The following is a 6,324-nucleotide window of genomic DNA, read 5'->3' on the forward strand; positions in this document are numbered from 1 at the left end:
CAGGGGAAACCGGAGGGGGGAATTCTTTGTCAAGGGGGGAAAATCAGGGGGGAGTTGAGGGGAGTATTGGCTTTCTCCCACGGATAGGGGTCAGACTCATGGCAGTGGATCCATTTGCCGAGCTGCTCCGTCACCTGCGGCGTAACGCGAATCGGACGCAGGACGAGCAGGCCGGTGCGATCAACGCCGCTTCCGGCCGGGCAACGGTGACCCGCCGAGAGGTGAACCGGTACGAGAACGGTGCGAACGTTCCGACGGACCACACGCTGGGGAACATCGCTTTGGCCTGTGGTGTCCCGCTGGAGCCGCTGCTGCGCGAGGCGAAAGCCGCCCGCGCCAGGCGGCGAGAGAAGAACAAGGCCGAGGCGGAGGACCTGGACGACGTGAAACGCCGAACGCTGCTGGGAGGTGCAGTCATCGGTGCGGCTGCGGCTGCCGAGCCGTGGGGCCGGCTGGCGTACGCACTCAGTAAGGGTTCCAAGATCGACCCTGAGTCCGCGGGGGTGCTTATTGATCATGCGGCCCGGTTGCACGTGGACGAGCTGAACGAGAGCGCGCTCAGCCTGCAGTCCCGCGTCGAGGCGCACTTGGACGCGATCACCGCAGCCCTTCCCCGCGCCGGAGCCCACGAGCGAGCCCTGACCATCGCGGCCGGGGAGACTGCCGCTCTTGCTGGGTGGGTCGCCTGGGACCTCGGCGAGCACGACAAGGCCACTTCCTACTACGGAGTGACCTCGGAGTGCGCGAAGAAGGCTGGACACCCCCCGTTGCGCGCTCTCGCTCTGGGGTACGCGAGCTACGGTGCCCCCAGCCCAGCGAAGGCGCTGGAGATGCTTTCGCAGGCAGCTCAGGACGTACGCGGACGTGGCAACGCAACCGCCGCAGCGTGGGCTCTGGGCCGGTACGCGGAGGAAGCCGCCCAGTCAGGCGATGACGCTGGCGCCCTTCGTGCTCTCGATCAGGCCAAGTTCGCTTATGACTTCGCCGACCATACGAGCGAGCAGGCGTGGGTCCGCTTCGTGACGCCATACCGCATGGACTCGTTAACCCTCTCGGTCTATGGCGAACTCGCGCGTCAGGAGCTGACCGCCACGGCCGACTCCGCAGTCGAGCGCCTCGGCGGCGAACTACCCGAGTCCGGCGTAGTCGTCCTGGGTGACCTGGCGTCCGCCCTTCTGCGCGGCGGCGACATAGATCGCGGAGCCTACGTAGCGCACCAGTTCGCCGCAGCGGCGGAGTCGAAGCCCAACACCATGGGCCGGCAGCGGGCTCAGGCCATCGCTGCCGGGCTCCCCGACACTGAGCATGACCTGGCCGGCCACCTGCTGACGTTCGCGACGCTGTGAAGCGTTGAAGCGCACAGGCTCAGCGAGAGCAAGGCGCTGTAGTGGAGACCTCTACCCCGGGCGCGTCTCGTCGACGACCCAGGACAGGTACGCCTCCGACCCTCCGGTCACAGGCAGCGTGACCCACTGGGGGACGTCGTACGGGTGCCTCTCGTGCAGCCATGCCTCTAGCGCGGGGAGGCGATCCGACGACGTCATGTAGGAGATCCGCCACTCCTGAGCCGCCTCGACCTTCCCGTGCCACCAGTAGAAGGCGGTGATGGGCGCATCGATGTGGACGCCCGCCGCCAGTTTGCTCTCAACAGCGCCTCTGGCGAGGGTCTTCGCCTGCTCCTCGTCGTCACTCGTCGTCTGCGCGATCACGATCTCGGCGTCCATGCGGCTACCTCTCCAGCTCGGGTACCGCGACTCTACCCAGAGGGTTGACGCTGGTAGACGGGTTGGCATTGCCCATGAGCGGTTCTGGTCCAACGTCTGTCGAGCTCCGTCGTGCGCGCTCGTTCCTACTTTGGGTCAACGAACTGACCTGCTGGATCCTTTCTTGGCGGAGCTGGCTCGCTTTGCTCACCGGTCTTCTTCCGGGGCTTCAGTACGTGATTCGATGCCCGCCATGGCGACTTCCTCACAGTTGCTCAGGGAGAGGCCGCAGAAGGGGCAGGAGAAGGACTCGACCGTTCCAACGTCGACAACCCCGCCGGGGTGGATGCACGGCACTTCCCACTCATTGCAGCGGCAGGGTACGGGGCCGAGGTCCCCGTACACGTTGCCGCCGTAACCGCAGGCCGGGCACTCACGCCACCACACGTGGCCACCACTCACCCGACTTCTGATCAGGCAGCCTCTTTGGTCGAGGTAGATCACCATGTCAACCAGGGGCATATCGCGATTGCGATTCTGCACGTCGACGAGTCCTGCGATTACACCTGAAGCGATCATGACCTTGACCGTTACAGCAGTATGGGACCGCTGCATGCCGCCGGGGTCGTCGTGGGAGGCCGGCAGCGCAGTAAGCGGAAGCACTCCGTACTCTACGAGCAATCTCTCGGCTGCTTGTCCGGCGTGGGCTCCCTCGATCCGTAGCGCGGTGACCAGTGCAGCGTCCAGCGCACTGCGGGTGATGTCTCCTTCGAGCTCTCTAGACATTGTGGCCTCGTCCCAGGAAGCGGCCTCAATGCCTGTGCTCAGGGCTACCGAGATCGCAGAGCGCGCACGCTCGCGCGCGGCGAGCGCGATTTGTTGGGCGAGGGGTTCCAGCAGGGGCCGTTTGGCCGGTCCTGCGGGGGTGGGCATTGAGGCAACCTGGCTCAGATCTGCAAAGATGCTCGCGTATTCGCCCCAGAAGTCTGCCGGGGTCAGGCCCAGTTCGGCGCGGACAGAATCGACGACTTGGATACCCGTTTCGACGACCTTCCTGACGGCCATTTCATCGAGGTAAGCAGAGTGCGCGACGCCGTTGCGGGAGTCTGCGAACGGTCGAAAATTCCGTTCATCCACTGGCATGCGTCCGTGCATGAAGACGGCTGCAGTCTTGAAGGCTTCGAGAATTCCGATAGTCCTCGCCTCAGAGAGAGGCTTGACACCGTTAGCGCTTCCATGCCCAAGGGAATGGAAACGGAAGGATTGATCGCCCTTCTCTGCAACTAGCAAGGGGTTGTGACGGCATAGCAATGCTTTGAGGATGTGTTCGCATCCGACACCAGCGTGCAGGACAGCGAAGGCGTGGTTCTCTTGGCGCCACGAGTCCAGGGAAGCGCGCAGGAACCGGCTCGCCATCTCGGTGAAAGTCTTCTCGTTCAAATCTTCCGTCCCCCCTCTGCCCGATCTTGGCTCAGTGGTCGGGCTTTCGTCCAGCACGGGCCCTGTCGAGATTCCTAGGGGACAGCCCAAGTCGAGGGGCAGCGTCGTGCACGCCTCGCTCCGGGCCTACCGGCTTGAAGTCTCCGAACTGGCGTGAAGGGCTACCGGTTCCCAGCTCCTGCCGCAACTCTCCATGGCGAAGCTCGACGACCGCGGAAGAGCGCCGCTTTGACTCACTGTGATGACCCAGCAGGTCGGCCGCGACTATCCGGCAGGTGTTGCCGGAACGCAGCACCTGCCGGGCACTCACCCTGCTCGGCAAGTGCGTACCCAGTGGTCCCCCGATCATCAGCGCTCTATCCGAGATGCCCGAGTCGATCACAGCTGGTAGTGCCAGTAGTTCGTCGCCCGCCAGCCCTCGGATACGTGCTGGTGCCGCAGACCCCGACTGACTCCTCCTATCTCAAGAATCCGGTTCGTCCAACTCGCCCTTTCTCCGCAATCTCGTCCTGTCATCGCCCCACACGACAGGAGTCGACCCATGCCGGAGCCGCGCGGAGCATCCCAGGCCGCCTTCTTGACCCTCCCCAGGGCTGCCGAGTACCTCGGTATCTCACCCAACACGTTGTACGTCTGGCGACACCGCCGACAGGGGCCTCCCAGCTTCCGCATGGGACGGCGCGTGATGTACCGGATCACGGCGCTCGACGAGTGGGTCTGCGATCAGGAGCGAGCGGACTCCCGCTCCAACCGCGCCCTTAACCCGCTGAACCGGAAGCCGCAACGGCGCTCGAAGGCCGCGAAGTAGTGCGGTGGTTTACGCGTCCGGTCTCCCCCGAGAAGAAGTTCTCCGCACGGGGATTGGATCGTGCCGCAGATCGCGTTAGCACCGACCAACTCATGATCACGCACCACTGGAGGGCCCCGTCATGGCGGGTTACATAGAAGACCGATGGCTGAAGAAGCGCCCCGACAAGCTGACCGGTAAGCGGGAGCGGACCGCGATCTACGGCATCGGGAAGCGCTACCGGGTGAAGGGGATTCCCGGCATCCAGGACCGGTCGTTCCACACGAGCGAGGACGCGAAGCAGTGGCTCGCCAGCGCCAAGACGGACTCCAGCCGTGGCGAGTTCGTCGATCCCCGCAAGGGGGAGATCCTTCTAGCCGACTACATCGTCGAGCACTGGTGGGCGGGCCGCTCCGACGAGCCCTCGACGGCGGACCCGATGCGCAGCCGCATCTGGAACCACATCATCCCGTTGGTAGGCGACTACGCTCTGCGTGAGATCGACGCTGCCGCTCTACGGACCTTCAAGGCAGGGCTGCTTACAAGGGTCGAGGAGTCGACGGCAGAGGTGATCTGGGGGCACCTGTCCTCGATCCTCGGCAGTGCCGTCGATGACCAGCGGCTGCTCCGCAACCCGATGAAGATGAAGAACAGCGTCAAGCCCCCACGAGCGATCGACAGCAAGGCCAAGGCGTGGTCACGTGAGGTCGTTGACGCCGTCCGCGCAGGGTTGCAGGATCGCTACCAGATCGCTGTCGATCTCGGCATCGGCCTCGGGCTGCGCCAAGGCGAAGCACTCGGTCTCGCCGAAGAGGACTTCGACTTCGCGGCTGGAGTCGTTCACATCCGCCGCCAGCTCAGGTGGGACATCAAGGGGCGTCCCTACTTCTCGCTCCCCAAGGGGCGTAAGACCCGCGAGGTCCCCCTGCCGGCCAATCTCGTGCTTCGGGCCCGAGATCACTTCCGCCGGTTCCCTTCGACTTCCTCCACGCTGCCCTGGCGGAACCCGGAGGCCCCCACCACCGCGCTCGAAGAGCGCCAGCGAAAGCCGATCACGGTCGACCTGATCCTCACCTCGTCTCACGGCAACCGCATCTACTACCGCACCTGGAACGACCGCAGCTGGAAGCGTGCGCTCGCCGCCGCCGGGCTGATCAAGCCCGTGGGCGAGAAGGTGCGACACGACGGCAACCGGGTTCGGCGGGTCCCGCGCTACGCCGCTCCGCGCGAGGACATGTTCCACGTCCTCCGCCACACGTATGCGAGCGTGCAGCTGGAGGCCGGCGAGTCGATCGTCAGCCTCTCCAAGTGGCTGGGGCACTCGACGCCGAAGGTCACCCTCGACCACTACGCTCACTTCATGCCCGGCGCGGGGCAGCGCGGCCTCGCCGCCATGGACGCCTGGCTGCAGGATCCCTCGCGGCCGAAAGTCCCTGAGAAGTCCCTGCCGGTACCAAGCATCCCTCGGCTACCCACGAACATGCAGGTCAAGGGCATAGCGCGCCAGGGGGCCGACATGTCGGTCAAGTACAAGGAGACGGCGCGGGGCGGGCTCGCGGTGAACATCATCGAGTGCTAGGGAATGGGCCCTGAGCAGCGTTTTTGTGTCTTTCAGCGCTGTCAGGGCCTTCCTTGCCCACGCGGCGGAGAGTCCCTGGGACGTCCCTGAGGCACGATCGCCGTGATCCCTTCTCCACCGGCGCCTGCGCGCCGAGCTGGACGAGCTGCGGGCTCCGCCGAGGGACATCGCTCACCAGCTCGGCGAACTGTGCGCTACCGATCTCACTGTCGACGAATCCGGCGCCCGTCGATCTTGCCTGCCTTCTGCGTACCGAAGGCGAGCGTCCGCGCCAGCACGGCTAGGGTGATCCGCGGTGGCGAGAACGCCGCACAGCCAGCGGGAGGTGACGGTGGAGTCGGCTGATCCTTTGGCGGTGAGGGTGCCGGTCGGCGAGGACTCCCATCTGTGGACCAGCCGGTCGACCAGCCGCAAGGTACTGCTGGTGGTGCACAACGTCACCTCCGCCGGACGCCTCCTGGACGTCCTGCCCCTGTTCCGGGATGACTTCCGTGTGCAGTTGCTCGTCGCCTCCACCGGGTCTTCTGCGTTCCGGGCGGGACTCGCCGAGCTGTTCGCCGAGCTGGAGTTCCCCGTACTGCCGTGGGAGCAGGCCCGGTCGACTCCGGTCGACCTGGCGATCTCCGCCAGCTTCGGTGGACAACTGCACACACTCCAAGGCAAATTGAGCATTTTGTCGCATGGCGTTGGCTATACTAAGAAACTGAGCAGAGCCGGGAGCCGGGAGCCGGGAGCCGGGAGCCGGGAGCCGGGAGCCGGGAGCCGGGAGCCGGGAGCCGGGAGCCGGGAGCCGGGAGCCGGGAGCCGGGAGCCGG

The 6,324-nt window shown here is 65.5% G+C and carries 5 protein-coding genes and 1 pseudogene; 4 read left to right on the plus strand and 2 right to left on the minus strand.

The genetic code is table 11. The annotated features are described in order from the left end of the window. Positions 1-98: 98 nt before the first annotated feature. Positions 99-1,346 (plus strand): helix-turn-helix transcriptional regulator, encoded by a 1,248-nt coding sequence (locus ABZ861_RS17990; protein WP_361631002.1) that lies wholly within the window; start codon positions 99-101, stop codon positions 1,344-1,346. Positions 1,347-1,397: 51 nt separating this feature from the next. Here the strand turns inward: ABZ861_RS17990 and cutA are convergent, their stop codons facing one another. Then, on the minus strand, positions 1,398-1,724 hold the full coding sequence (cutA, locus tag ABZ861_RS17995; protein WP_361631005.1) for a divalent-cation tolerance protein CutA: 327 nt from the start codon (positions 1,722-1,724) through the stop codon (positions 1,398-1,400). 186 nt (positions 1,725-1,910) lie between these two features. Next, on the minus strand, positions 1,911-3,143 hold the full coding sequence (locus tag ABZ861_RS18000) for a hypothetical protein (protein WP_361631008.1): 1,233 nt from the start codon (positions 3,141-3,143) through the stop codon (positions 1,911-1,913). Between the two features lie 541 nt (positions 3,144-3,684). Here ABZ861_RS18000 and ABZ861_RS18005 point away from each other — a divergent pair. The 3 genes and pseudogenes from ABZ861_RS18005 to ABZ861_RS18015 all read left to right on the plus strand — a co-directional run. Further along, positions 3,685-3,951 (plus strand): helix-turn-helix domain-containing protein, encoded by a 267-nt coding sequence (locus ABZ861_RS18005; RefSeq protein ID WP_361631011.1) that lies wholly within the window; start codon positions 3,685-3,687, stop codon positions 3,949-3,951. Between the two features lie 121 nt (positions 3,952-4,072). Further along, positions 4,073-5,509, plus strand: coding sequence for a tyrosine-type recombinase/integrase (locus ABZ861_RS18010; RefSeq protein ID WP_361631014.1), 1,437 nt, complete (start codon positions 4,073-4,075; stop codon positions 5,507-5,509). A gap of 295 nt (positions 5,510-5,804) precedes the next feature. Beyond that, positions 5,805-6,324, plus strand: a pseudogene (locus ABZ861_RS18015) (hypothetical protein); the annotation flags it as partial.

It is taken from the genome of Streptomyces sp. NPDC046985, from assembly GCF_040644415.1.
Classification (GTDB): domain Bacteria; phylum Actinomycetota; class Actinomycetes; order Streptomycetales; family Streptomycetaceae; genus Streptomyces.

Bases quoted from the DNA above. Each gene is read 5' to 3' on its own strand.
- ABZ861_RS17990 (WP_361631002.1), top strand. From the start codon at position 99: ATGGCAGTGGATCCATTTGCCGAGCTGCTCCGTCACCTGCGGCGTAAC.
- cutA (WP_361631005.1), bottom strand. From the start codon at position 1,724: ATGGACGCCGAGATCGTGATCGCGCAGACGACGAGTGACGACGAGGAG.
- ABZ861_RS18005 (WP_361631011.1), top strand. From the start codon at position 3,685: ATGCCGGAGCCGCGCGGAGCATCCCAGGCCGCCTTCTTGACCCTCCCC.
- ABZ861_RS18010 (WP_361631014.1), top strand. From the start codon at position 4,073: ATGGCGGGTTACATAGAAGACCGATGGCTGAAGAAGCGCCCCGACAAG.